Here is a 25,408-nt window from a genome sequence, read left to right as displayed (position 1 = left end):
GCTACACTCGCCTTACTCAACAAGAGAAGAACGCCATGAATATCGACAAATTCAAACAGCAGCACCTGGCCATCCTGGCCGCCATCGATGACTTGCGCCAGCTGGCGCGCGGTGGCGTGGCGGCCCAGGCGCAGGCGATCGCCAGCCAGATCATCGCCATGAGCGGCTTGATCAAGCTGCACCTGGCCGTCGAGCAGCGATATCTGTATCCGGCCGCACAGGCGTGCGGCGTGGCAAAAATTGCCCAGCTGGCGCGCCAGTATGAACACGAGATGGAGGGCATCGCCGGCGCCTACCTGGCATTCGCCAGCCGCTGGAACACGCCGGTGCGCCTGGAGGCCGAGCCCGATGCCTTCCGCAGCGAAGCCAATGCCGTGCTGCACGCGCTGCACCAGCGCATGCGGCGCGAAGACCACGATCTGTATCCCGCCATTGCATCATTGGCCTGATTGACTATTTCCACCTGACACAGGAGTTCCACATGCTGACCCAAGCACAACGCGCCATCATCACCGCCACCGTCCCCATCCTCGAGCAGGGCGGCGAAGCGCTGACCCGCCATTTCTACCAGAACCTGTTCCGCGACCATCCCGAAGTGCTGCCGTACTTTAACCAGGCGCACCAGCACAGCGGCGAGCAGCAGCGCGCGCTGGCCAATGGCGTGCTGATGTATGCCAAGCATATCGACCAGCTCGATGCGCTGGGCGGCCTGGTGTCGGTCATCGTCAACAAGCACGTGGCCCTGCAGATCCGCGCCGAACACTATCCGCTGGTGGGCGCCAGCCTGCTGCAAGCCATCCGCGAAGTGCTGGGAGAAGAGGTCGCCAGCGACGCCGTCATCGATGCCTGGGGCGCGGCCTACGGCCAGCTGGCCGAGATCCTGGCCGGCGAGGAAGGGCGCATCTACAAGGAAAAGGCCGCCGCGCCCGGCGGCTGGAGCGGCGCGCGCGACTTTATCGTGCAAAGCAAAATCGTGGAAAGCGCCGAGATCACCTCGTTCCTGATGGCGCCCGCCGACGGCCGGCCCGTGCTCGACTTTGCGCCGGGCCAATATATCGGCGTGCTGGCCACGGTCGATGGCGTGTCCATGCGCCGCCAGTATTCCCTGTCGGCCGCCAGCAATGGCCAGACCTACCGCATCAGCGTCAAGCGCGAGCAGGGCGGCAAGGTGTCGAACCATTTCCACGACCACGTGCGGGCGGGCGACACGGTGCAGCTGACGCCGCCCTCGGGCGACTTCGTGCTGCAGGATGGCGACAAGCCGCTGGTGCTCATCAGCGGCGGCGTCGGCATCACGCCGACCCTGGCCATGCTGGCGGCGGCCCTGCGCGGCAAGCGTCCCGTGCACTTCATCCACGCGGCACGCCACCAGGGCGTGCATGCGTTTCGCCAGCAGATCGACGAGCTGGCCGCGCGGCACCCGCAATTGACGCGTTATTACTGCTATGCGGAACATGCTGGCGCGCACGATGCGCCGGACGCCGTCGGCTTGCTGAGCAAGGAGCGCCTGGCGCAGTGGCTGCCTGCCTCGCGCGACGTCGACGCGTATTTCCTCGGGCCGCAGCCATTCATGCGGGCGGTGAAACAGTACCTGCGCGAACTGGGCGTGCCGGAACAGCAGACGCATCATGAATTCTTTGGCCCCGCTGCCGCGCTGAACTGACGTCGCCCGCTTTGTGTTGTCCTGGCGAGAAATTTTCTTGCCGTAAGGGGCGGGTAAGCCTCGCGCTGTACTGTGAATCCAAGCTCGACAACAAAAGAGCAGCTTTTACATAACAGGAGGCAACACAATGCATGACGATCTGGTGCAACAAATCAAGCGCGACCCCAGCTATCACGAGCTGGTCAGGGTGCGTTCCCGCTTCGGCTGGACGCTGACGGCCCTGATGATGCTGGTGTATTACGGCTACATCCTGCTCATCGCCTTCAACAAGGAATTCCTCGCCTCGAAAACGGGCGCCGGCGTGATGACCTGGGGCATGCCGATCGGCCTGTTCGTCATCGTGTTTACCGTGCTGATCACCGGTGTGTATGTGCGCCGCGCCAACAAGCAGTACGACGACCTGACGCAAGCCATCCAGGCGCGGGTGCAGGCATGAGCGGCGCCGTCCTGACGCAGCGCAAACTGTCCCGCCTGGCGGCCCTGACCTTGCTGGGCGCGACCGCCAGCAATGGCGTGCTGGCGGCCGGCGCCGACCTGGGCCAGGCCCAGCAGCAGCCCACCAACTGGACGGCGATCATCATGTTCGCCGTCTTCGTCGTCTTTACCCTGTTCGTCACCAAATGGGCGGCCGCCAAGACCAAGTCGGCCTCCGACTTCTACACGGCCGGAGGCGGCATCACGGGCTTCCAGAATGGCCTGGCGATCGCCGGCGACTTCATGTCGGCCGCATCCTTCCTCGGCATTTCCGCCGCCGTCTTCCTGAACGGCTACGATGGGCTGATCTACGCCATCGGCTTTCTCGTCGGCTGGCCCGTCATCACCTTCCTGATGGCCGAACGCCTGCGCAACCTGGGCCGCTTTACCTTTGCCGACGTGGCCGCCTACCGCTTCAAGCAGGCGCCGATCCGCATCTTTTCGGCCTCCGGCACCCTGGTGGTCGTGGCCTTCTACCTGATCGCGCAGATGGTGGGCGCGGGCCAGCTGATCAAGCTGCTGTTCGGCCTGGAATACTGGATCGCCGTCGTGCTGGTCGGTACCCTGATGATGATTTACGTGCTGTTTGGCGGCATGACGGCCACCACCTGGGTGCAGATCATCAAGGCCGTGATGCTGCTGGGCGGCGCCAGCTTCATGGCCATCGCCGTGCTGGCGCAATTCAACTTCAGTCCGGAAGCCTTGTTCGCCAAATCCGTGGAAGTGCATGCCACCAAGGACGCCATCATGGGCCCTGGCAGCTTCATCAAGGACCCGATTTCCGCCATCTCGTTCGGCATGGCGCTGATGTTCGGCACGGCCGGCTTGCCGCATATCCTGATGCGTTTCTTCACCGTGCCGAATGCCAAGGAAGCGCGCAAGTCCGTGTTCTGGGCCACCACCTGGATCGCGTATTTCTATATCCTGACCTTCATCATCGGCTTCGGCGCCATCGTGCTGGTGAGCACCAATCCCGAGTTCAAGGATGCGGCCGGTAAATTGTTGGGCGGGAATAACATGGCGGCCGTGCACCTGGCCAAGGCTGTGGGCGGCAACGTCTTCCTCGGCTTCATGTCGGCCGTCGCGTTCGCCACCATCCTGGCGGTGGTGGCAGGCCTGACCCTGTCCGGCGCCTCGGCCGTGTCGCACGACCTGTACGCCACCGTCATCAAGAAGGGCAAGGCGACGGGCGCCAATGAATTGAAGGTGTCGCGCGTGACCACCATCGTGCTGGGCATCATTGCCGTGGTGCTCGGCATCGCCTTTGAAAAGCAGAACATCGCCTTCATGGTGTCGCTGGCCTTCGCCATTGCCGCCTCGGCCAACTTCCCCGTGCTGTTCATGTCGGTGCTGTGGAAAGACTGCACCACGCGCGGCGCCACCATCGGCGGTTTCATGGGCCTGATCACGGCCGTGGGCTTGACGGTGGTGTCGAAATCCGTGTGGGTCGACGTGCTGGGCCACGGCGAGGCGCTGTTCCCGTACGCCTCGCCCGCCATCTTCTCGATGACGGCCGGTTTTGTCGGCATCTGGCTGTTCTCGGTGCTCGACAAGAGCCCGCGCGCGCGCATCGACCGTGCCGGCTACGAAGCGCAGCAGATGCGCTCGGAAACGGGCATCGGCGCGGCAGGCGCCAGCGCGCATTGATGTTGTAGGTAAATACTGCAGGAAACAATGCCCGGTTCGCCGGGCATTGTTGTTTCTGGCGCGCTTACGTTGCCACGCGCAGGGGAATCACGCCCGGCGCCAATGCCGGCGCGTCCGGTGCCGGTGCGAGGATCGCCGCCAGGGTCACGGTATCGAGCACGGCCAGGAAGGCGGCCGTGGCCTGTCCCAGCCTGGCCTTCAAGAGGCAATCGGGCGTCAGCGGGCAGGTGTTGCTGTCCGGGTTGAAGCACTCGGCCATGAAGAAATCGCTTTCCGTATCGCGCACGACGGTGCCGATATTGATCTCGGCGGGGTCGCGCGCCAGGCGCAGGCCGCCATTTCTGCCGCGCACGGTTTCCACGATGCCGGACAAGCCCAGCTGGTGCACCACCTTCATCAGGTGATTCTTCGAGATGGAATGCAGGTCGGCGATGTCCTGGATGGTCACGAGCCGGTCGCGGTGCGTGCCCAGGTACATCAAGGTGCGCAAGGTGTAATCAGTATAGGCAGTCAGTCGCATCGGCAGTGGGGTCGGTAAAGATGTGGATGACATCCTTGTTTCAAGCCGCCAGCATACAGGAAAAGCGCCTGCGCCGAGCCCACCGGCGGCGCAGGCAGGCGTCACTTTTCCGCCTCGAAAGACAAAAGTTGGTTGCCTTCCGTTCAAATGCGTAGTAAATTTTCATATTGTTGCCCAGTCAAATAGCTCGCATGCCCTTTAAAGCCCTTGGGGTGGCAATTTTATTGATGGAAATCAAGAGGATGGTGAAACAATAAGGTAAATTTACTACAAATTTGGATGATGGGCGTTTCCCGGCCGGGGAGCGCGTACTACGCAATCTGTGCGGTGCCGGCACGGTGGCCGCCCCAGGAAATGAATACCATGCAAATGAATGAAGTGAAAGACGAGCTGCTGAGCAGCGATATCCGCCAGCTGGGCCGTCTGCTGGGCGACGCCATCCGCAACCACCTGGGCGACCCCGCCTTCGAGCGCATCGAGCACGTGCGCCAGCTGGCCATCCGTTTCCGCCGTGACAATGACCAGGATGCCCGCGCGCAACTGTCCGACGCGCTGCAAGCGCTGTCGCAGGAAGAGACCACCCAATTGACGCGCGCCTTCAGCTATTTCTCGCTGCTGGCCAATATTGCCGAAGACCAGCACCACATCCGCCGCACGCGCGCCCACCTGATCGCCGGCTCGCCGCCGCGCCAGGGGAGCCTCAGCCATGCCGTCGGCAATGTGCTCGACGCGGGCCAGGCCGATGCGCTGGAAACCTTCTTTGACGATGCCTTTGTCAGCCCCGTCTTCACGGCGCATCCGACGGAAGTGCAGCGCAAGAGCATCCAGAATTGCCAGATGGCCATCGCGCGCCTGTTGAACGAGCGCGACCGCGTGCAAATGACGCCGGAGGAAGCCGAGCAGAACGAAGAAGCGCTGGGCCGCGGCATCGTCACCTTGTGGCAAACGCGCTTGCTGCGCACGAGCAAGCTGTCCGTCATGGATGAAGTGGCCAATGGCCTGTCGTTCTATGACCACACGATCCTGCGCGAACTGCCGAAATTGTATTCATCGCTGGAAACCATGCTGGCCCAGCGCGATGCCCGCTGGGAAGACGTGGAATTGCCGAATTTCATGAAAGTGGGCAGCTGGATCGGCGGCGACCGCGATGGCAATCCCTTCGTCACGGCCGACATCCTGCGCAGCACCCTGCAGACGCAAGCCGACAAGGTGCTCGACTTTTACCTGGGTGAATTGCGCAAGCTCGCTTCGCAACTGTCGCTGGCGCAAATACTGAATTCCTGCAGCGAGCCGCTGCGGGCGCTGGCCGAGCGCTCGGCCGATGCCTCGCCGCACCGTGTGGACGAGCCGTACCGCCGCGCCCTGCACGGCATCCATGCGCGCCTGGAAGCCACGCGCGTGCTGCTTTCCAACAAGGCTGGCAACGGGGGCAAGCCGGCCGACGGCGTGCAGGCGTACGCGGCCGCCGCGGAGCTGCTAGCCGACCTGGACGTGGTCCAGCATTCGCTCGTCAGCAATGGCTTGCGTTCGCTGGCGCGCGGCCGCCTGCGCCAGCTGCGCCGCGCCGTCAAGGTATTCGGCTTCTCGCTGGCGCCGCTCGATTTGCGCCAGAATTCCGACGTGCACGAGCGTGTCGTGGGCGAACTGTTCGCCGGCGCCCAGCCTGGCCTGGTCTACCTGGACCTCGACGAAGAGCAGCGCATCGCCGTGCTGCTGGCCGAACTCGCGTCGCCGCGCCTGCTGGCGTCGCCGTATGCGCAGTACTCGGAAGAAACGACGTCCGAACTCGACATTTTCCGCGCCGTGCGCGAGGCGCACGTCAAATATGGCAAGGAATCGGTGCCGAACTGCATCATCTCGAAGGCGGCCAGCGTCTCGGACTTGCTGGAAGTGGCCTTGCTGCTGAAGGAAGTGGGCTTGCTGCGCCAGGACAGCGGCGAAGTGGACGTCAACATCATTCCCCTGTTTGAAACCATCGACGACTTGCGCGCCGGCCCGGCCATCATGGCGCGCGCGTTCGGCCTGCCGTTCTACCGGGGCTTGCTGGCCTCGCGCGCGGACCAGCAGGAAGTCATGCTCGGTTATTCGGACAGCAACAAGGACGGCGGCTTCCTCACGTCCGGCTGGGAACTCTACAAGGCCGAGATCGAGCTGGTGAATGTCTTCAAGCAATACCGGATCAAGCTGCGCCTGTTCCACGGGCGCGGCGGTTCCGTGGGACGCGGCGGCGGCCCCAGCTACGAAGCCATCCTGGCCCAGCCGGCCGGCGCCGTGCAGGGACAGATCCGCCTGACGGAGCAGGGCGAAGTCATCACGGCCAAGTATGCGAACCCGGAAGTGGGGCGCCGCAACCTGGAAGTGCTGGTGGCCGCCACCATCCAGTCGACCCTGCTGCCGCAGGCACAGCTGCAGCCGAAGGCATCGGCCGGCGCGGGCCACCTGGCCGCCATGGAAGAACTGTCCGGCACGGCCCTGAATGCCTACCGCGACCTCGTGTATGGCACGGACGGCTTCGAACAGTATTTCTGGGAATCGACGGTGATCGCGGAAATTGCCGCCCTGAACATCGGCAGCCGTCCCGCCTCGCGCAAGAAGTCCACCTCGATCGAGGATTTGCGCGCCATCCCGTGGGTCTTGAGCTGGGCCCAATGCCGCTTGATGCTGCCGGGCTGGTTCGGTTTCGGTTCCGCCGTGCAAGCCTACCTGGCCGCCCATCCCGCCGACGGCGCGGACGTGCTGCGCGGCATGTACACGGACTGGCCCTTCTTCACGTCCCTGCTGTCGAACATGGATATGGTGCTGGCCAAGAGCGACATCGCCATCGCCGGCAAGTATGCGGAACTCGTCAAGGACAAGGCCTTGCGCGACGCCATCTTTACGCGTATCCGCGCCGAATATGCGGCCACCCTGGACGCCTTGAAGCTGATCACGGGCCAGGAAGAATTACAACAGGCCAATCCGCTGATGCAGCGCTCGATACGCAACCGCTTCCCGTACATCGATCCGCTGAACCACGTGCAGGTGGAGCTGTTGAAGCGTTTCCGCGAGGGTAAACAGGATGCGGCGGCGCGCACGGGGATTCATTTGTCGATCAATGGGATTGCGGCGGGTTTAAGAAATAGCGGTTAATGAAAATCAAACCCAACAGCTAGGGCTGGGGTCGTACCCTCAGGGTACGACCCCGGCTTTGCACTTGGGTTGGCTTTACGAACTCAGTAGAAAACAACAAGGAGACAGCATGACCATCAAAGTTGCCATCAATGGCTATGGCCGCATCGGCCGCAATGTCTTGCGCGCGTTTTATGAGGGCGGCAAGCAGCAGGATATCGAGATCGTCGCCATCAACGACCTGGGCGACGCCAAGTCGAATGCGCATCTGACGCGCTACGACACGGTGCACGGCAAGTTTCCCGGTGTCGTCACCATCGATGGCGAGAATATGCTCGTCAACGGCGACCGCATCCGCGTCTTCGCGCAGCGCGACCCGGCCCTGATCCCCTGGGGCGAACTCGGTGTCGATGTCGTGCTCGAATGCACGGGTTTCTTCACCACCAAGGAAAAAGCCTCGGCGCACCTGAAGGGCGGGGCAAAGAAAGTCATCATTTCCGCGCCGGGCGGCAAGGACGTGGACGCGACCATCGTGTTCGGCGTCAACCAGCATGTCTTGAAGGCATCGGACACGGTCATTTCCAACGCCTCGTGCACGACGAATTGCCTCGCGCCTTTGGTGAAACCGCTGAACGACGCCATCGGCATCGAATCGGGCCTGATGACCACCGTGCACGCCTATACGAACGATCAGGTATTGTCCGACGTGATGCATGAAGACTTGCGCCGCGCCCGTTCGGCCACGCATTCGATGATCCCCACCAAGACGGGCGCGGCCGCGGCCGTCGGCCTCGTCCTGCCGGAGCTGAATGGCAAGCTCGATGGCTTCGCCGTGCGCGTGCCGACGATCAACGTCTCGCTGGTCGACCTGTCCTTCATCGCCAAGCGCGACACGACGGTGGTCGAAGTCAATGCCTTGCTGAAGGCGGCCTCGGAAGGCGCGCTGAAAGGCATCCTCACGTACCAGACGGAACCGCTCGTTTCCATCGATTTCAACCATAACCCCGCGTCGTCGAACTTCGATGCGACCTTGACCAAGGTCTCGGGCCGCCTCGTGAAAGTGTCGTCGTGGTACGACAACGAGTGGGGCTTCTCGAACCGCATGTTGGACACCACGGTCGCCCTGATGGCGGCCAAGTAAGAACGTAGTACCGCTGATCCAGCGCACCAGGACGGCCGGCCCACAAGGCCGGCCCTTGTAGCAGCACGAACTTTATAGAAAGCAGCACACCATGACCATGCAAGTACAGCAACGCGCCACCAAGATCGTTTCCACCATCGGCCCCGCCTCGAACGATATCGATACCCTGGTCCGCATGTTCAAGGCCGGCGTCGACGTCGTGCGCCTGAATTTCTCGCATGGCAAGGCGCAAGACCATATCGACCGCGCCCGCATGGTGCGCGAAGCGGCCGCCCTGTGCGGACGTGAAGTGGCCATCATGGCCGACTTGCAAGGCCCGAAAATTCGCGTCGGCAAGTTTGAAGAAGGCAAGATTTTCCTCGTCAATGGCGCGAAGTTCATCCTCGACGCGAAGTGGGGCGAGAACGGCGAACTGGGCAACCTCGAGCGCTGCGGCCTCGATTACAAGGAATTGCCGCGCGACTTGCGCACGGCCGACGTGCTGCTGCTCAACGATGGCCTGATCGTCCTGACGGTGGATAAAGTCATCGGCAGCGAAATCCACACGACGGTAAAAATCGGCGGCGAGTTATCGAACAACAAGGGCATCAACCGCCAGGGCGGCGGCTTGTCGGCGCCGGCCCTGACGGCCAAGGATATGGAAGACGTGAAAACGGCGATGAGCTTCCAGGCCGATTACGTGGCCGTTTCCTTCCCGAAAAACGCCACCGACATGGTCATGGCGCGCCAGCTGGCCAATATCGCCGGCGAAGCGTGGGACCACAAGCCGATGATGATCGCCAAGATCGAACGGGCGGAAGCCATTCCCGCGCTGCAAGAGATTCTCGACGCCTCCGACGGCATCATGGTGGCGCGCGGCGACCTGGCCGTGGAAGTGGGCAATGCGGCCGTGCCGGCCTTGCAAAAGCGCATGATCAAGATGGCCCGCGCGTCGAATAAATTAGCCATCACGGCCACGCAGATGATGGAATCGATGATCGTCAACGCCGTGCCGACCCGCGCGGAAGTGTCCGACGTGGCCAACGCCGTGCTCGACGGCACGGATGCCGTCATGACGTCGGCCGAGACGGCGTCGGGCCGCTATCCGATCGAGACGGTGGAAGCGATGGCCGCCATCTGCCTCGACGCGGAAAAGTGGGATACCTGCAAGCTGGACGCCGATTTCCTCAACGCCACGTTCTCGCGCATCGACCAGTCGATCGCGTATGGCGCATTGTTTACGGCCCATCACCTGCGCGTGAAAGCCATCGCCACCCTGACGGAATCGGGTTCCACGGCCCTGTGGATGAGCCGTTGCAACATCGATATCCCCATCGTGGCCCTGACGCCCAGCGTGGGCACGCGCCGCAAGCTGGCCCTGTACCGCAACGTCAGCACCCTGGAACTGACGTCCGGCACGGACCGCGACAAGGTCTTGCAACAGGCGGAAGACTTGCTGCTGGAGCATAAAGTCGTGGCCAAGGGCGACACCGTCGTGCTGACCTGGGGCGAGCCGATGGGCAAGGTGGGCGGCACGAATGCGCTGAAGATCATGAAGATCGGGCAGCACTGAGCGGTGATCGCCCGCTGATGCCCGCCAGGCCCTAGGTCGGCCTGGCGGTATCGCATTCCGCCATGGTGCACTCTGGCGCAGGCTGGCTTGGCGCTTGGTGCCCAGGCCGGCCGCCGCGGCCGAGGGCCGCTGCGCCGTGAATCGGCGGCGTCCCATTCGCTTGCCGGCGCAAAAAACTCGCGGTGGCGGTCGCCATCGCATGGTGCTGGCAACGCGGCGCATGAATGGACGTTAATTCCCCATATGTGCGAAAGCGCATATAAGAACCGTCGCTACAATCTTACTATTCAGGCATCCCCACGATTCGTCACGAAGGGTTTGCCATGGATACCCGTTCAGCCATTTCTCCGCTTGCCTCCCGCCAGGCCGCGCCACCCGTCCCACTGTATCCGCTCAGCCTGGGTGTCAATGGCCAGCGGCATCAATTGTATGTGGAAGCCTGGGTCAGCCTGCTCGACCTGCTGCGCGAGCGCCTGGGGCTGACGGGCACCAAGAAGGGCTGCGACCATGGCCAGTGCGGCGCCTGCACGGTGCTGGTGGACGGCAAGCGCATCAATTCCTGTTTGACCCTGGCGCTGATGCAGGAAGGGCGCAGCGTCACCACGGTCGAGGGCATGGCCGACGGCGCGCAGCTGCATCCGCTGCAGCAGGCGTTCATCGCGCACGATGCTTTTCAATGCGGCTATTGCACGCCGGGCCAGCTGTGTTCGGCCATGGGACTGATCGCCGAAGGGCAGGCACGCACGCGCGCGCAAGTGCGCGAACTGATGAGCGGCAACCTCTGCCGCTGCGGCGCCTATCCGCAAATCGTCGAGGCATTGGCCGAGGCCATGCAGTTGCCAGCGGACTCGCAGGACGGCGGGGCCAGCGCGCCGGCCGGCATGGTGCCGGCATGAATCCGCTGTCGTTCGTGGTGCCGTTCGACGTGCCCGCCGCGCTGGCGCAGATCCGCGCGGAAGGCGCGCGCTTTGTTGCCGGCGGCACCAATCTGATCGACCTGATGAAGGAGCGCGTGATGCTGCCGCAGCGGCTGATCGACATCAATCGCCTGGCGCTCGACAGCATCAAAGAGGATGACCATGGCGGCTTGCTGCTGGGCGCGCTGGCGCGCAATGCCGCCACGGCCTACCACCCGCTGGTGCTGGAGCGCTATCCGCTGCTCAGCGCCGCCATCCTGGCCGGCGCCTCGCCGCAGATCCGCAACATGGCCAGCAATGGCGGCAACCTGCTGCAGCGCACGCGCTGCCACTATTTTTATGACGTGGACGTCGCGTGCAACAAGCGCGAACCGGGCAGCGGCTGCCCGGCCATTGGCGGCCTGTCGCGCCAGCACGCCATCCTGGGCGCCAGCGACAGCTGCATCGCCACCCATCCATCGGACATGTGCGTGGCCCTGCGCGCGCTCGACGCCGTCGTGCACGTGGCCTCGCAGGAGGGCGAACGGGCGATCGCCTTCGGCGATTTTCACCGCCTGCCCGGAGACCAGCCGCATATCGACACGACGCTGGCGCCCGATGAACTGGTCACGCACATCGCGCTGCCGGCGGCGCCGCAGTTTGCCGCCCATGCGGTCTACTTGAAGCTGCGCGAGCGCGCCTCGTATGCGTTCGCGCTCGTGTCGGTGGCCGCCATGCTCGATATCGGCGAGGACGGCTCGATACGCGAAGCACGCGTCGCGCTGGGCGGCGTGGCGCACAAGCCGTGGCGCGTGCCGGAAGCGGAGGCGCTGCTGCGGGGCGCGCCCGATCCTGTCCGCTTCGGCGCTTTTGCCGACCGCCTGCTGGAAGGGGCGCACGGGCAGGGCGGCAACGATTTTAAAATCGTCATGGCGCGGCGCGCCATCGTGCGGGCCCTGGCGATGGCGGTGGCGGGCACGCACAACAACACGGGCCATGCCAGCACCGTGATGGCAAGGGGCGCGGCATGAACGCCTCGACGCCGGGCTTGATTGCCGAACTGCGCACGCCGACGGCCGACATGGGCACCGGTTACGTGAAGACGGGCACGCCCGTCGCCCGCGTCGATGGGCGCGACAAGGTCACGGGCGCGGCGCGCTATGCGGCGGAATTGCCGGTGGACGGCCTGCTGTACGGGGTGGTGGTCAACAGCGCCATCACGCGGGGCCGCATCGTGTCGTTCGATACCGGCGCGGCGCTGGCCCAGCCCGGCGTGGTCGATGTCATCACGTACCAGAACCGGCCGAAGATGCGCAGTTACGACCTGTTCTACAAGGACATGACGGCGCCCGGCGGCGCGCCGTTCCGGCCCCTGTACGATGCACAGATCGTCAGCAACGGCCAGCCCGTGGCGCTGGTGCTGGCCGAGACCTTCGAGGCGGCGCGCCATGCGGCGGCGCTGGTGCAGGTGGAATACGCGGAGCAGCCGCATGCGACAGGCTTGCTGCGGCACCTGGCGCGGGGGCACAAGCCGAAGGGGCTGAAGGCGGGCTACACGCCGCCGCCCGGCGAGAAGGGCCATGCGGAACAGGCCTGGCAGGGCGCCGACTGCAGGATCGACGCCGAATTTTATAGCGGCGCCGAGCACCACAACCCGATGGCGCTGTTCGCCTCCACCGTCATCCGTTCCCCCGACGGCCACCTGACCATCTACGACAAGACGCAGAGTTCGCAAAACAGCCGCTGGTACGTGTCGCGCGTGTTCGGCCTGCCGAAATCGACGGTCACGGTGCGCAACCCCTATGTGGGCGGGGCCTTCGGTGCCGGCTTGCGGCCCCAGTACCAGCTGCCGCTGGCGGTGATGGCGGCGCTGAAATGGCAGCGCTCCGTGCGCGTGGTGATGACGCGCCAGCAGATGTTCACCTTTGGCCACCGCCCCGAGACCTGGCAGCGGGTAAGGCTGGCGGCCAGCCGCGACGGCGTCCTGCAGGCCATCTGGCACGAGGCGGTGGCGGAAACGTCGCGCTTTGAAGATTATGTGGAAGCGGTGGTCAACTGGTCCGGGCAGCTGTATGCCTGCGCGCATATCCGCCTGGGCTACCAGCTGGTCGCGCTTGACCAGTTCAGTCCCATGGACATGCGCGCGCCCGGCGCCGCCCACGGCGTGCATGCGCTGGAAGTGGCGATGGATGAATTATCGTACGCGGTGGGCATGGACCCGCTGGCCTTCCGCCTGAAAAATTACGCGGCAGCCAATCCCGTCGACGGCTTGCCGTATTCGACCAAGGAACTGCGCGCCTGCTATGCGCAGGGCGCCGAGCGCTTCGGCTGGAGCGGCCGGCCGTTGGCGCCGCGCAGCCGCCAGGAAGGCACGCAGTGGGTGGGCTGGGGCATGGCCACCGGCATCTGGGATGCGATGCAGATGTTCGCGCGCGCCAGCGCCGTGCTGCATGCGGATGGCCGCCTGGTGGTCAGCAGCGCGGCCAGCGATATCGGCACCGGCACCTACACCGTCATGGCCACCATCGCCGCCGAAGAACTGGGCCTGCCGCTGGAAATGGTCGCGTTCCGGCTGGGCGACTCGACCTTGCCGGTGGCGCCCGTCGAGGGTGGATCGTCGCACGTGGCCACCGTGGGGTCGGCCGTGCAGGGCGCCTGCGGGAAACTGAAAAAATCCCTGTTCAAGCTGGCCTGCCAGCTGCCCGACTCGCCGTTTCCCCACGCGCGCCTGGCCGACGTGGAGTTCGCGGAAGGGCGGATACGCCTGCGCCGCGCGCACGACGCTGGCATCGGCCTGGCGGACCTGCTGCGGGCGGCGGAGGTGGCGCAGATCGAGGAAAAATACCTGCTGCTGCCGAACCTGCTCAAGCAGCGCAACTATACGCGCGCCGTGCATTCGGCCGTGTTTTGCGAGGTGCGCGTGGACGAGGAACTGGGCACGGTGAAGGTCACGCGCGTGGTCAGCGCCGTGGCGGCGGGGCGCATCCTCAATCCGCGCACGGCCGCCAGCCAGGTCAGCGGCGCCGTGGTGTGGGGCATCAGCCAGGCCCTGCACGAGGAAACCCTGATGGACCATGCACTGGGCCGCTACATGAACCACAACCTGGCCGAATACCACGTGGCCGTGAACGCCGATATCCACGCCATCGACGTCATCTTCGTGCAGGAAGATGACCGCGTCGTCAGCCGCCTGGGGGCCAAGGGCGTGGGCGAGATCGGCATCGTCGGCGTGGCGGCCGCGATCTCCAACGCCATCTACCACGCCACGGGCCGCCGCCTGCGCAGCACGCCGATGACGCCCGACAAGGTGATGCGGCCCTGAACGTCAGGTGCGGCCGGCGCGCGTGGCCGTTTGCTATAGTCGGCGTTTTAGCCGGAAGAGAACCCCATGCAGCGCAGCGCACCCCTGTTGTTGATCACCATCCTGTCCCTGTGCGGCGTCACGGCCGCGTCGGCGGCGCAGCCGGCGCAGCGTTTGCAGCGCGCGTCCGGGCTGTGGAAAGTCACGCCCGCCACGTCGCCTTTTTCCTGGGAAATCTGCGTCGACCACGAGCGCGACCGCCTGATCGAGGACGACCTGTGGAGCGACTTCGAGCAGGAATGCACGATCGAGTCGCAACACCGCGATGGCGACCGTTACGATTTCCAGTCCAGCTGCCCCGGCGCCAGGCTGGCGGGCCACTTCAAGGGAGATCTCGCCAAGGCCTACACGCTGAGCAGCGACACCACCATGGAACTGAACGGCAAGGCCGAGGTGCAGCATCTGGCGCTGGCGGGCGTGTTTCTGGGCGCTTGCCCGGCCGGGCTGGCGCCGGGCGCGAAGAAAATGCGCGGTGGCATGGTGATGAAAAGTATCTATAGCAACCGTTAACCGCGGCGCGAAACAACAGTTTTCAGGCATGCAGGGACGCCGGCATTGACGCCGGGCGCGATGATTTGTGATAATGAGAACTATTATCAATTGGGTTGGTTGCTGTGCAGCCGGCCATCATCCCACGCAGCGCCTCGCATCGGGCGCAACGGAGTCCCAGTGAGCATTGCCCAGTCCAGCGAATCGATCGCCGTCATCTACAGCAACCATCATGGCTGGCTGATGCGCTGGCTGCGCGCCAAGCTGCAATGCGCCGATCACGCGGCCGACCTGGCGCAGGATACCTTCATGCGCCTGCTGTCGGCGCCGCACGACAATCGCCAGAGCTTGCGCGAACCGCGCGCCTATCTGACCACCGTGGCGCAGCGCCTGCTGATCGACCATTACCGGCGCCTGTCGCTGGAGCAAGCGTGGCTGGAAACCCTGGCGCAGCAGCCGGAGCTGCTGATGCAGTCGCCGGAGGAGCGCTTGATCGTGCTGCAAGCCTTGCAGCGCATCGACGCCATGCTCGACGGCCTGGCGCCGCTGGTGCGCAGCGCCTTTCTGCTGGCGCACGTCGATGGCCTGGGCTACGCGGACATCGCCCAGCGCCTGGGCGTGAGCGAGCGCAGCATCAAGCGTTACATGGTGCAGGCCTTCGAGCGCTGCATCCTGCTGATCCTGTGAACGCGGGGATGGTGATCGTCGACCCGCGCGCCGCCCGCGAGGCGGCGCAATGGCTGGTGCGCCTGCATGCGGGCGCCTTGAAGCCGGACGAGCAGCTGGCGTTCCAGGCCTGGCGCGCCGGCGACCCTGCGCATGAGGCGGCGTGGCAGCGGGCCGAGCTGGTGTGCAGCACCCTGGCCAGCGTGCCGCCCGCCTTGCGCCAGGCGGCCGAGGAGACGCCGCGCGCGCCGCAGCGGCGCGCCCTGGTGCTTGGCTTGGCCGGGCTGATCGTGGCGGGACCCGCGCTGTGGCTGGCCAGCCAGTCGGCGCCGTGGCTGGCGTGGCGCGCCACCATCCGCACGGCCAGGGGCGAGATTCGCCACATCAACTTGCCCGATGGCACGCAACTGGTGCTCAACACGGATACGGCCATCGACGTGCATGTCGATGCGAAGGCGCGCGCCATCGTGCTGCATGCGGGCGAGCTGCACGTCGGCACGGCGCCTGACCTGCTCACGCCGGCGCGCCCCTTCCTCGTGCACAGCCGCAATGGCGTCGTGCGCGCGCTGGGCACGCACTTCAGCGTGCGCCACGGCGGCAGCTTGCTGGCGCCGCGCACGCAGGTGGGCGTCAGCCAGGGCGCTGTCGAGATTCAGCCGGCCCAGGCGCCGCAGGCCTTGCGCCTGGTGAATGCGGGGCAGCAGGGCAGCTTCGACGACACGGCTGTTTCCCCCCTGACGCCGCTGGCGCCGCATGCGGGCGCGTGGCTGCAGGGCGTGCTGATCGCCGAGCGCATGCCGCTGGGCGAGGTGCTGGAGTCCGTGGCGCGCTATCGCTACGGCGTGATCCGCTGCGATCCGGCGCTGGCGGCCATGCCCGTCGATGGCATCTTCCAGTTGCAGGACCCGGAGAAGATCCTCGCCTTGCTGCAGCATTCCCTGCCGATACGCATGACACGCCGCACCCGCTACTGGATCAGCGTCGAGGCGGCTTGAGCCGGCATGTGCTGACGTGTGCGTCTGTCTGGTCGCGTCGATGGTCAACGTGGCGCTGGCTGGGCTTGTCGGCTGACGCGCGGCCTTGCCCCGCCAAGCCGGCCTGCGCATTATTTCCAGCTTGCCTGTCCCTTTTTGCGGCGTCCTTCGTCATACAAGGTAGAGAAGGAATCATCCGAACCACCGAAAGGGTAGCCATGGCTTTGCAGCACCGTATTTTTGCACCAGCACGATTGACGCTCCATCCGACCACGGGCGCCGTGCGCGCCGCGCTGCTCCTGTTCCTCGCCGTGGGCGCCGCCGGCGCCAGTTTGCCGCCCATGGCACTGGCGGCCCAGGCCAGCGAGGCGGACGGCGTGCGCGACTACCATATCCCCGCCGGCAGCCTGCGCAATGCGCTGTCCTCGTTCGCCATCGCCGCCGGCGTCAACCTGTCGACGCAGGGCGTGGCGCTCGACGGCCTGGCGACGCCGGGCTTGCAGGGCCGCCATGGCGTCATGGCCGGCCTGCAAACATTGCTGCAAGGCAGCGGGCTGGAAGTGAGCGATGGCGGCAATGGCAATTACCTGTTGCGCAAGATCACTGCCAGCACGGCCGATGGCGGCCTGGCCAGCATGCCGGCCGTCGTCGTCAGCGCCGAAGCCGACCGCGCCACGGAAGGCACGGGCCTGTATACGGCGCGCAATATGTCGACGGCCACGGGCTTGAACCTGTCGCAGCGCCACACACCGCAAACGGTGAGCATTATTTCGCGCCAGCAAATGGAAGACTTTGACCTGACGACCTTGCAGGACGTGGCGCGCGCCACGCCTGGCATCTATGGCAAGTCGCAGGGCGTGTCCGACCAGGAAACCACGTATTTCGCGCGCGGCTTTGCCCTGAGCCACGTCAACGTCGATGGCTTGCCGCTCGATGTCACGGGTTTTAATGAACGCAACGTGTCCGCCGACATGCTGATGTATGACCGCGTGGAAGTGGTGCGCGGCGCCACGGGCCTGATGGAAGGCGCGGGCGCGCCCTCGGGCAGCATCAACCTGCTGCGCAAGCGTCCCACGGCCACGCCGCTGCTGAACCTGTCCGCCCACCTGGGCAGCTGGCAGGACCGGCAATTGACCGTGGACGCTGGCAACGCGCTGAATGAATCGGGCAGCGTGCGCGGCCGGGTGGCGGCCAGCTGGCGCGACAGCGACAGTTTCGTCGACGTCGTCAAGAATCGGAACGGCACCGTGTATGCGATCGTGGAAGCGGACCTGACGCCGTCGACGACGGCCGGCATCGGTTTTTCGCGCCAGCACAGCCGCACGGATGGCGTGTTTGTCGGCTTGCCCACCTTTGCCGATGGCCGTCACATGCCATTGCCACGCTCGACGTTCCTGAACAATGCCGACTCGTTCCAGAAGCGCGACAACAACGTCGTCTTCGCCGACCTGGAAACGCGGCTGGCGCAGGGCTGGCGCAGCCGCTTCGCCATCACGCGCATCGATGCCTCCTCGTCGACGCGCAACACCACCAACAGCCGCATCGATGATGAAGTCTACCGCTTCAGCCAGTCGGAAACCGGCTGGAAGTACGGCACGCAACAGGTGGTGGCGGACTGGCGCCTGAGCGGTCCCGTCACCTGGTTCGGCCGCCAGCATGACGTCATCGTGGGCGCCAGCTACCGCCACGACGATTCCGACGCGGGCCAGAGCTGGGAGGGCGCCGGCACGCGCGTGATCGACATCCGCCACTGGAATCCCTACGCCTACCCGATGCACGGCACGGCGTTCGAGCCCTACAACTGGGGCCGCAAGACGAACGAGAAGGGCCTGTATGCGGCTGGCAATTTCAGCCTGGCCGATCCGCTGCGCCTGGTACTGGGCGGGCGCTTCGGCTGGTACGCGCAGGATGTCACGGGCTGGTATGCCACCCATCCCGTCTGGCGCCGCAGCCTGACGGAAAAGGCGAAATTCACGCCCTATGCGGGCCTCGTCTACGACGTCGACCGGCACCATTCCGTGTATGCGAGCGGCACGCAGATTTTCGAGCCGCAAAGTTCGCTCGATGCCAGCGGCAATACCTTGCCGCCGCTGAGCGGCACCAACCTGGAAGTGGGCGTCAAGGGCGAGTATTTCGGCGGCAGGCTCAATGCCAGCGGCGCCGTGTTCCGCATCAAGCAAAACAACCGCGCCATGGCCGACGAGCAGAATTGTCCCACGGGCGGGGCCATCTATTGCGCCCGCGCGGCGGGGCAGGTAAACAGCGAAGGCATCGACTTGCAGCTTGGCGGTTCGCCCTTGCCGGGATGGCAGATCAGCGGCGGCTACACCTATGTGCTGGCCAAGTACACGCAGGACAGCGTGGCGGCGAATATCGGCCAGCGCATCGCCACCGACGAGCCGAAGCAGCTGTTCAAGCTGTTGACGAACGTGCAGCTGGGCGGCAGCCTGGCGCGCTGGAACGTGGGCGGCTCCGTGTACGCGCAGGACCAGATCTACCGCCGCGATACGGGCTACCTGACGCGGCAGGGCGGCTACGCGCTCGTCGGCCTGACGGCAGGCTACCGCCTCAGCGAGCAGCTTCAATTGCGCGTGAATGTGGAGAACCTGTTCGATCGCCGCTACTACCAGGCGCTCGGCTATGCCTGGTCGGGCGGCCTGGAGCGCTATGGCGCGCCGCGCAGCGTGCTGGTGTCGCTGAACTACAAGATGTAAGGGCGGGTAGCGGAGGCGCGTAGCGGAGCGCGCCCTTTGCGGCGCCTCTGCTACACTGCCGCCGTCCCCACTTTTTCACGCTTCCCATGTCCGCGACACCCGTCCTTACGCCCCTGAAAAACGCTTTCCAGCAATCGCGCGCGCAGAACAACATCGAGCTGATCCTGCCAGAGCTGCTGGCCGCGCAATTGCACGTCGTTATCGGCGGACAAAGCGAGCAGATCGACCTGTTCCTCGTGCCGTCGCCGAATCCCGAGCGTCAGTGCGTGACGGTGGCGGAAGACCCGGCTTTCCTGGCGGGCATCGCGTTTCCAAAGATTCCCGTGACGGGGGCGCAGTTGATCGCATCGATTCCCTCCGAGGTCGAGATCGTCCTGCTGCATGGCGATGGCGCGAATTACCTCACGCGCGAGCAGCTGGCGTGGTTCCGCCGCATGCCAGCCATGGCCGCTTGAGCGGCAGCGCCGCATCGGCGCTGCAGGCGCGCGCCGAGTGGATCTGTTTTTCGCCCGCCGAGGACGCGGCGGCCCAGGCGGCGCTGCTGGCCAATGCGCGCCCCATGCTGTGGCGCAGCGTGCTGCTGGCCGGCTGCGCGCTGATCCTGGGTGTTGTCGCGCAAGCCGTCTGGCGCGACGCGGCGTATGCGGGCGAGGCCGTGCTGCTCGGCGCGCTGGCGCTGCCTGCCTGGATCGCCGGCCTGGTCGTATTTCCAGGGCGCAATTTTCTCTTCCATGTCGCATTCGACGACGCTGGCCTGCACTTGCGGCGCCAGGCACGGCGCTTGCCGGGCTGGGACAAGACGGTGCAGCTTGATTTGGCGCAATTGCGCCGGCTGGAGCTGGTCGCGCATGGGGGCGTGCAGCAAGTCTACCGGGGCGCGCCGCCCATGGCGCGCGTGGAAATGCTGCTGCACACGACCCTGGCCGACTATCCGCTGATCCGCGTGGTGGGCCTGGACTTGCGCATGCCGCAGCGCTGGTCGTTGCTGCAAATCAAGGAAGAACTGCGCCGCCGCTGTAAGCTGGCCGCTGTCCCTGTCGGCGAGACGGCCGGCGCGCCCGGTCAGCAATCCGGCGCCATCCGCGCAGGCTGGCCGCAGGCTTGAACGGCGATGCTATGATGGGCGGGAGCCGGCTCCTTGAACCGCCGGTAAAAAGGAAATGCCATGCGTTTTTGCTTGCCTCGTCCCTTCCTGTCCGTGTGCGCCGTGCTTGCCGGCTCCGCCTTTGCCATGCCCGCCAGCGCCGCCGAGCCCACCCTGGAAGCGACCATCGTGGCGCTGGACGCCAAGGCATTCGATGCCTTCAATCACTGTGCCGAAGCGGGACGCCTGCAGGAGCACGCCACGTACTTTGCCCCCGACGTGGAGTTTTATCACGACCAGGGCGGCGTCACGTGGAACCGCGACGCCATGCTGGCCAACACGCAACAACATGTGTGCGGCAAGTTCCGCCGCGAAATTGTCGCCGGCTCCCAGCGTGTCTATCCCATCAAGGACTTTGGCGCCATCGAGCAGGGCGCGCACCGCTTTTGCCAGTTTGATACAGGCAGTTGCGACGGCCTGGCCGATTTCACCATCATCTGGAAGCACAATCCCGCAGGCTGGCAAATGACGCGCGTGCTCAGCTACGGTCACCGCGAGAATAAATAATGCCGGCGCGGCTGGGCGTGCCATGCCTGTCGCTGCGTCCCGTCGATGCGGCCAATATCGATGCGGTGCGCGCGCTGGCGCCGCAGGCAGCGCAGCAAGGCTTTATCGCCAGCAATGCCGATTCGCTGGCCATGGCTGCGGGGCACGCCCATATGCATGCGCGCGCCATCCACGCCGGCGAGGTGCTGGTCGGCTTTGCCCTGTATGCGGAACCGGGCCCCGCAGGCCGGCAGGATACCCACGTGCTGTACCGGCTGATGATCGCCGCCGGCAGCCAGGGGCAGGGCCATGGCCGCCGGGCGCTGGACCTGCTGCTGGCCGACATGCGGGCGCGCGGCGCGGCCCGGGTGGCGCTGTATTACGCGCCGGACAATCAACTGGCGCGGCAACTGTACGCTTCCGCCGGCTTTGTCGAAACGGGCATCGACCCGGATGGCGAGATGATGGCGGTGCGCGCGCCGGCGTGACGGCGGTGCGCCAAGGCCGGCGACGGGCAAGTGTCGCAGGATGGCCGCGGAATATGTTCTTTGTGGCAATTGTATTGCTGAAGTCCTATGAATATTTTCGTAAAGCAACTATACTCATGACTCTTGAAAAAATCATCGTCACGCTGGCGGCCAGAAATCCGCGCCAGAGTTTGACCGCAATCCGCTTTTTCTGTCTGAAATAGCACCTTTCCCCCGCGCGGCAGGCGCGGGCGTGATGACCGAGCCTTGCCCTGGTCGACTGCTACCGTTGTCATTTCCGCTGTGTTGCCGCTTTGGTAAAAGCCTGGCGCCGGCGCGCGGTGCGCCGTCATGTTTTGCGACGTCCGTTTTCACCCTACTTATGCCACGACCGTATGTTAAGTTCCATGTTTGACGTCTCCGACACTGCGCTGCCCTACATCTATGGCACGCATGATTACTGGCTGGTGCTGTTTTCCATCGGCATCGCCATCTTTGCCTCGTTCATGGCCCTGCAGATCGCCGGCATGGCGCGCAGCAGCGAGCGCGGCTTCCAGCGCCAGACGGCCATCGTCACGGGCGCCATCGCCCTCGGCGGCGGCATCTGGTCGATGCACTTCATCGGCATGCTGGCCTTCGACATCTGCACGCGCGTCTCGTTCGACCCCGGCCTGACCCTGCTGTCGATGCTGCCAGGCGTGGCGGCGTCGTGGGTGGCGCTGCACCTGCTGGCGCGCCCGCGCATCAGCTGGCGCCAGCTGGCGGTGGGCGGCGTGCTGGTGGGCCTGGGCATCGGTTCCATGCACTACAGCGGCATGGCCGCCATGCAAACCTCGCTGACCCTGCATTATCAGCCGTGGCTGTTCGCCTTGTCGCTGCTGGTGGCCGTCGCCATGGCCATGCTGGCGCTGTGGATACGCTTTGGCCTGAACGCCTTGCGCGTGCGGCTGAGCCCGCTCGCTTCGCTGCTGGTCAGCAGCGTGGTGATGGGCCTGGCCATCTCCGGCATGCATTACACGGGCATGCTGGCGGCGCGCTTTTCCGGCACGCCGACCATGGGCGAGAACACCATCACCGTGCAGGCGTCGTTCGTGGCGCTGGCCGTGGCCCTGATCACCGTTACCCTGACCGTCTTCGTGGCCGCCGCGAATGGCCTGCTGCGCTACCGCCAGCTGCTGCGCCATGCGAATGCCAGCGAATCGCGCCTGCGCGCCATCGTCGACACGGCTGCCGATGGCCTGATCACCATCGATGGCCAGGGCAAGGTACGCTCCTTCAATCCGGCCGCCGAAGCGCTGTTCGGCTGGCGCGAAGCCGATATCGTGGGCCGCGACGCCAGCATGCTGCTGCAGCCTGCCGACGCGGCCCGGTACCTCGGTTATCTGCGCGACTACCTGGAAACGGGCACTTCGCGCATCCTCGACACGGGCCGCGAACTCGATGGTTGCCACCGGGACGGCGCCGTCCTGCCCATGCGCGTGGCGATCGGCAAGATCGAGACGCCGGGCCAGCCCCTGTTCGTGGCGTTTGTCACGGACATGCGCTCGTCGCGCAACATGGAGCAGGCGCTGAAGGACAGCGAGCGTCAGTACCGCACCCTGATCCGCAACATCCCCGGCGTCTCCTTCCACTGCAGCTTTGCGCCCGAGTGGAAGATGATCTTCATCAGCGACGCCGTCTTCAACCTGACGGGCTGGATGCCGCAGGACTTCATCGAAGGCCGTGTCCACGTGTTTGACCTGGTGCACCCTGACGACCGCCAGCGCGTCAACGACACCTGCGTGCAGGCGGCCAATGACAAGCGCGACTTCGAGAACGTCTACCGCATGATCCACCGCGACGGGCGCGAGCGCTGGGTGCGCGAAAGCAGCGGCCCCGTGCTCGATAACGACGGCGTGGTGCGCTGGATCGACGGCGTCATCCTCGACATCACGGAAAGCGAGTTGCGCAACGCCGAATACGAAGGCAAGGTGACGGCCATCTCGCGCGCGCTGGCGGTCATGGAATTCGACCTGCAGGGCCGTATCCTGGCAGCCAACCAGAATTTCCTCGACCTGGTCGGCTACCGGCTGGAGGACGTGCTGGGCCTGCACCACAGCATATTCTGCGAGCCGGCATACGTGACGTCGCCCGCCTACGGCGCCTTCTGGCAGCAGCTGGCGCATGGCGAGTTCAACGCGGGCGAGTACAAGCGCATCGGCAAGGATGGCAAGGAAGTGTGGATACAGGCTTCGTACAACCCGATCTTCAACACGGACGGCAAGCCGTTCAAGGTGGTCAAGCTGGCCACCGACGTGAGCGAACGGCGCGCCATGCAGGAAAACCTGCGCGCGGCGAAAGACCGCGCCGAGCTGGCCGCCGAATCGAAGACCAGCTTCCTGGCCAACATGAGCCATGAAATCCGCACGCCAATGAACGCCATCATCGGCTTCACGGAAGTGCTCCTGGGGACGGCCCTGGACAGCCTGCAGCGCCGCCACCTGGGCACGGTGCGCCAGTCGGCGCGCTCGCTGCTGGAGCTGCTCAACGACATCCTCGACACGGCCAAGCTGGAAAAGGGCGCCACCGAGCTGGAACTGGTGGACTTTTCGCTGCCGGACCTGGTCGACCACGTGGCCGCGTCGCTGCGCATCACGGCGCATGCGCGCGAGCTGGTGCTGCATGTCGACATTGACCCGGGCATGGGCCAGTTCTTCCTCGGCGACGCGCGCCGCATACAGCAGGTGCTGACGAATTTGATCGGCAACGCCGTCAAGTTCACGGAAGTGGGGCATGTGCGCGTGGCGGTCGGCATGCAGGGCGAGCAGGTGCACATCGCCGTGCATGACACGGGCATCGGCATTCCCGCCGACCGCCTGGACAAGATCTTCGCGCCATTCACGCAGGCCGATTCGTCGATGAGCCGACGCTTTGGCGGCACGGGCCTGGGCACGACGATTTCGCTGCAGCTGGTCGAACTGATGGGAGGCACCATCACGGTGGAAAGCACGCTGGGCGTGGGCAGCGTGTTCCACGTGCTGCTGCCGCTGGCGCCGGGCAAGGCCGTGGCGCGCCGCAGCGAGCAGCCGGCGGTGGCCTTGCCGCCGCTGCGCATCCTGGCGGCCGACGACGTGCCGCAGAACGTCGAGCTGCTGCTGATCAGCCTGGGCGCGGCCGGCCACCAGGTGATCACGGCCGGCGATGGCGAGAGCGCCGTGCGCGAGTTTGGCAAGGGCAGTTTCGACATCGTGCTGATGGACGTCCAGATGCCGCGCATGGACGGCCTGGAGGCGGCGCGCCTGATCCGCGTGCACGAGCGCGAGCAGGGCCTCAAGGCGACGCCCATCATCGCCCTGACGGCCAGCGTGCTGGAACAGGACCGGCGCGCCGCGCAGACGGCCGGCATGAACGGCTTCGCCTCGAAGCCGCTGGAGATGCACAAGCTGACGGCGGAAATCGCCCGCCTGCTCGATATCGCCGTGGCCATGCCGCCCCCGGCGTCCGGCGCGGCGGCGCGGGCCGGCTCCGGGCAGGTCGACTGGCAGCGCGGCATCGCCCTGTGGGGCGGGCGCGCGACCTTGCAGCGCGCCATCGCGCGTTTCGTGCAGGCGAATGGTGATTGCGCCGCCATGCTGGCGGCCGAGCTGGAACGGGGCGGCAGCAGCGTGGCCGGCCATCTGCTGCACCGTATCAAGGGCGCGGCCGGCAACCTGTGCCTGGTGCAGGTCGAGAGCCTGCTGGGGCGCATCGAGCAAGCCATCGCGCGCCAGCTGCCCGTCACCGAATTGCTGGTGCAGCTGGGTGCCGCCTTCATGGCGCTGGCCGGCGAACTGGAAGAGGGCGTGCCGGCGCAGTCCGGCGCCACGCCGGATGTGGCCGCGCCGCTTGACGGCGCCGCCGCCGGCAGCGTGCTGCGGCAAGCCATCGCCAGCCTGGAAGGCGGCCAGCTCGACGACGCGCTGATGGCGCGGATCGCCGCCATGCTGGCGCCGCATGGCCAGCAGCAGCGCCTGCAGGCGCTGGCCGGCGCCATCGACGACTTTGAATTCGCGCGCGCCGTGGCCGTGCTGCGGCAATTGCTGGAGTGGCTGGAGGCGCCTGTGCCTGCCGCGCTTTCCTGATCTGGA

20 protein-coding genes are annotated in these 25,408 nt (G+C 65.5%); 19 read left to right on the top strand and 1 reads right to left on the bottom strand.

Going from position 1 to position 25,408, the window contains the following annotated elements; genetic code table 11:
* The first annotated feature begins 35 nt into the window (after positions 1-35).
* From BM193_RS11765 to BM193_RS11750, 4 genes are all read left to right on the top strand, one after another.
* Positions 36-449, top strand: a complete 414-nt coding sequence (locus BM193_RS11765; RefSeq protein ID WP_092797901.1) for a hemerythrin domain-containing protein — start codon at positions 36-38, stop codon at positions 447-449.
* A gap of 32 nt (positions 450-481) precedes the next feature.
* Positions 482-1,663 (top strand): NO-inducible flavohemoprotein, encoded by a 1,182-nt coding sequence (hmpA, locus tag BM193_RS11760; RefSeq protein WP_092797900.1) that lies wholly within the window; start codon positions 482-484, stop codon positions 1,661-1,663.
* Positions 1,664-1,790: 127 nt separating this feature from the next.
* Positions 1,791-2,099: a DUF485 domain-containing protein gene (locus BM193_RS11755; protein WP_092797899.1), complete on the top strand. Its 309-nt coding sequence runs from the start codon at positions 1,791-1,793 to the stop codon at positions 2,097-2,099.
* Positions 2,096-3,784: a cation acetate symporter gene (locus BM193_RS11750; RefSeq protein WP_175533249.1), complete on the top strand. Its 1,689-nt coding sequence runs from the start codon at positions 2,096-2,098 to the stop codon at positions 3,782-3,784. Before BM193_RS11755 ends, BM193_RS11750 begins: the two co-directional genes overlap by 4 nt.
* Positions 3,785-3,848: 64 nt before the next feature.
* Here the strand turns inward: BM193_RS11750 and BM193_RS11745 are convergent, their stop codons facing one another.
* Positions 3,849-4,304 carry an RrF2 family transcriptional regulator gene (locus BM193_RS11745; protein ID WP_092797898.1) on the bottom strand — a complete coding sequence of 152 codons (456 nt, stop codon included), beginning with the start codon at positions 4,302-4,304 and terminating at the stop codon, positions 3,849-3,851.
* A 363-nt stretch (positions 4,305-4,667) separates the two neighbouring features.
* Here BM193_RS11745 and ppc point away from each other — a divergent pair, with 363 nt between their 5' ends.
* The 15 genes from ppc to BM193_RS11670 all read left to right on the top strand — a co-directional run bounded on the left by ppc (position 4,668) and on the right by BM193_RS11670 (position 25,402).
* A complete protein-coding gene (ppc, locus tag BM193_RS11740; protein WP_217638457.1) occupies positions 4,668-7,433 on the top strand; it encodes a phosphoenolpyruvate carboxylase in 2,766 nt (921 codons plus the stop codon).
* Positions 7,434-7,542: 109 nt separating this feature from the next.
* Positions 7,543-8,553, top strand: a complete 1,011-nt coding sequence (gap, locus tag BM193_RS11735; RefSeq protein WP_092797897.1) for a type I glyceraldehyde-3-phosphate dehydrogenase — start codon at positions 7,543-7,545, stop codon at positions 8,551-8,553.
* Between the two features lie 91 nt (positions 8,554-8,644).
* Complete coding sequence (gene pyk, locus BM193_RS11730; protein ID WP_092797896.1) at positions 8,645-10,105, top strand: pyruvate kinase; 1,461 nt, start codon at positions 8,645-8,647, stop codon at positions 10,103-10,105.
* A gap of 323 nt (positions 10,106-10,428) precedes the next feature.
* The gene (locus BM193_RS11725; RefSeq protein WP_092832330.1) at positions 10,429-11,001 is read left to right on the top strand and encodes a (2Fe-2S)-binding protein; all 573 of its coding nucleotides are present in this window, start codon (positions 10,429-10,431) and stop codon (positions 10,999-11,001) included.
* Complete coding sequence (locus tag BM193_RS11720) at positions 10,998-12,032, top strand: FAD binding domain-containing protein (protein WP_092797894.1); 1,035 nt, start codon at positions 10,998-11,000, stop codon at positions 12,030-12,032. Before BM193_RS11725 ends, BM193_RS11720 begins: the two co-directional genes overlap by 4 nt.
* Positions 12,029-14,323, top strand: coding sequence for a xanthine dehydrogenase family protein molybdopterin-binding subunit (locus BM193_RS11715; RefSeq protein ID WP_092797893.1), 2,295 nt, complete (start codon positions 12,029-12,031; stop codon positions 14,321-14,323). Before BM193_RS11720 ends, BM193_RS11715 begins: the two co-directional genes overlap by 4 nt.
* 66 nt (positions 14,324-14,389) lie before the next feature.
* Positions 14,390-14,872 (top strand): DUF3617 domain-containing protein, encoded by a 483-nt coding sequence (locus tag BM193_RS11710; protein ID WP_092797892.1) that lies wholly within the window; start codon positions 14,390-14,392, stop codon positions 14,870-14,872.
* Between the two features lie 159 nt (positions 14,873-15,031).
* Positions 15,032-15,538 (top strand): sigma-70 family RNA polymerase sigma factor, encoded by a 507-nt coding sequence (locus tag BM193_RS11705; protein WP_254786076.1) that lies wholly within the window; start codon positions 15,032-15,034, stop codon positions 15,536-15,538.
* Complete coding sequence (locus tag BM193_RS11700; protein ID WP_139176124.1) at positions 15,535-16,512, top strand: FecR domain-containing protein; 978 nt, start codon at positions 15,535-15,537, stop codon at positions 16,510-16,512. The genes BM193_RS11705 and BM193_RS11700 overlap by 4 nt, the downstream gene beginning before the upstream one ends.
* 233 nt (positions 16,513-16,745) lie before the next feature.
* Positions 16,746-19,205: a TonB-dependent siderophore receptor gene (locus tag BM193_RS11695; protein WP_254786074.1), complete on the top strand. Its 2,460-nt coding sequence runs from the start codon at positions 16,746-16,748 to the stop codon at positions 19,203-19,205.
* An 86-nt stretch (positions 19,206-19,291) separates the two neighbouring features.
* A complete protein-coding gene (locus BM193_RS11690; protein ID WP_092797888.1) occupies positions 19,292-19,660 on the top strand; it encodes a hypothetical protein in 369 nt (122 codons plus the stop codon).
* The gene (locus BM193_RS11685) at positions 19,627-20,310 is read left to right on the top strand and encodes a hypothetical protein (RefSeq protein WP_092832327.1); all 684 of its coding nucleotides are present in this window, start codon (positions 19,627-19,629) and stop codon (positions 20,308-20,310) included. Before BM193_RS11690 ends, BM193_RS11685 begins: the two co-directional genes overlap by 34 nt.
* 60 nt (positions 20,311-20,370) lie before the next feature.
* Complete coding sequence (locus BM193_RS11680; protein ID WP_092797886.1) at positions 20,371-20,856, top strand: nuclear transport factor 2 family protein; 486 nt, start codon at positions 20,371-20,373, stop codon at positions 20,854-20,856.
* Positions 20,856-21,323: a GNAT family N-acetyltransferase gene (locus BM193_RS11675; RefSeq protein ID WP_092797885.1), complete on the top strand. Its 468-nt coding sequence runs from the start codon at positions 20,856-20,858 to the stop codon at positions 21,321-21,323. Before BM193_RS11680 ends, BM193_RS11675 begins: the two co-directional genes overlap by 1 nt.
* A 386-nt stretch (positions 21,324-21,709) precedes the next feature.
* Entirely contained in the window at positions 21,710-25,402 is a 3,693-nt protein-coding gene (locus BM193_RS11670) for a PAS domain S-box protein (RefSeq protein WP_254786072.1), read from the top strand.
* Positions 25,403-25,408 lie beyond the last annotated feature (6 nt).

Source organism: Janthinobacterium sp. 344 (genome assembly GCF_900112025.1).
GTDB lineage: Bacteria > Pseudomonadota > Gammaproteobacteria > Burkholderiales > Burkholderiaceae_D > Janthinobacterium.
Note: the sequence above shows the minus strand (reverse complement) of the source record. Positions and strands in the feature narration are given on the sequence as shown.

Excerpts from the sequence above, each read along its gene's own strand:
- BM193_RS11765 (WP_092797901.1), top strand. The coding sequence starts at position 36 with ATGAATATCGACAAATTCAAACAGCAGCACCTGGCCATCCTGGCCGCC.
- BM193_RS11680 (WP_092797886.1), top strand. The coding sequence starts at position 20,371 with ATGCGTTTTTGCTTGCCTCGTCCCTTCCTGTCCGTGTGCGCCGTGCTT.
- BM193_RS11720 (WP_092797894.1), top strand. The coding sequence starts at position 10,998 with ATGAATCCGCTGTCGTTCGTGGTGCCGTTCGACGTGCCCGCCGCGCTG.
- pyk (WP_092797896.1), top strand. The coding sequence starts at position 8,645 with ATGACCATGCAAGTACAGCAACGCGCCACCAAGATCGTTTCCACCATC.
- BM193_RS11745 (WP_092797898.1), bottom strand. The coding sequence starts at position 4,304 with ATGCGACTGACTGCCTATACTGATTACACCTTGCGCACCTTGATGTAC.
- BM193_RS11710 (WP_092797892.1), top strand. The coding sequence starts at position 14,390 with ATGCAGCGCAGCGCACCCCTGTTGTTGATCACCATCCTGTCCCTGTGC.
- BM193_RS11690 (WP_092797888.1), top strand. The coding sequence starts at position 19,292 with ATGTCCGCGACACCCGTCCTTACGCCCCTGAAAAACGCTTTCCAGCAA.
- BM193_RS11725 (WP_092832330.1), top strand. The coding sequence starts at position 10,429 with ATGGATACCCGTTCAGCCATTTCTCCGCTTGCCTCCCGCCAGGCCGCG.
- gap (WP_092797897.1), top strand. The coding sequence starts at position 7,543 with ATGACCATCAAAGTTGCCATCAATGGCTATGGCCGCATCGGCCGCAAT.
- BM193_RS11755 (WP_092797899.1), top strand. The coding sequence starts at position 1,791 with ATGCATGACGATCTGGTGCAACAAATCAAGCGCGACCCCAGCTATCAC.
- hmpA (WP_092797900.1), top strand. The coding sequence starts at position 482 with ATGCTGACCCAAGCACAACGCGCCATCATCACCGCCACCGTCCCCATC.
- BM193_RS11670 (WP_254786072.1), top strand. The coding sequence starts at position 21,710 with ATGTTTGACGTCTCCGACACTGCGCTGCCCTACATCTATGGCACGCAT.
- BM193_RS11675 (WP_092797885.1), top strand. The coding sequence starts at position 20,856 with ATGCCGGCGCGGCTGGGCGTGCCATGCCTGTCGCTGCGTCCCGTCGAT.
- ppc (WP_217638457.1), top strand. The coding sequence starts at position 4,668 with ATGCAAATGAATGAAGTGAAAGACGAGCTGCTGAGCAGCGATATCCGC.
- BM193_RS11715 (WP_092797893.1), top strand. The coding sequence starts at position 12,029 with ATGAACGCCTCGACGCCGGGCTTGATTGCCGAACTGCGCACGCCGACG.
- BM193_RS11750 (WP_175533249.1), top strand. The coding sequence starts at position 2,096 with ATGAGCGGCGCCGTCCTGACGCAGCGCAAACTGTCCCGCCTGGCGGCC.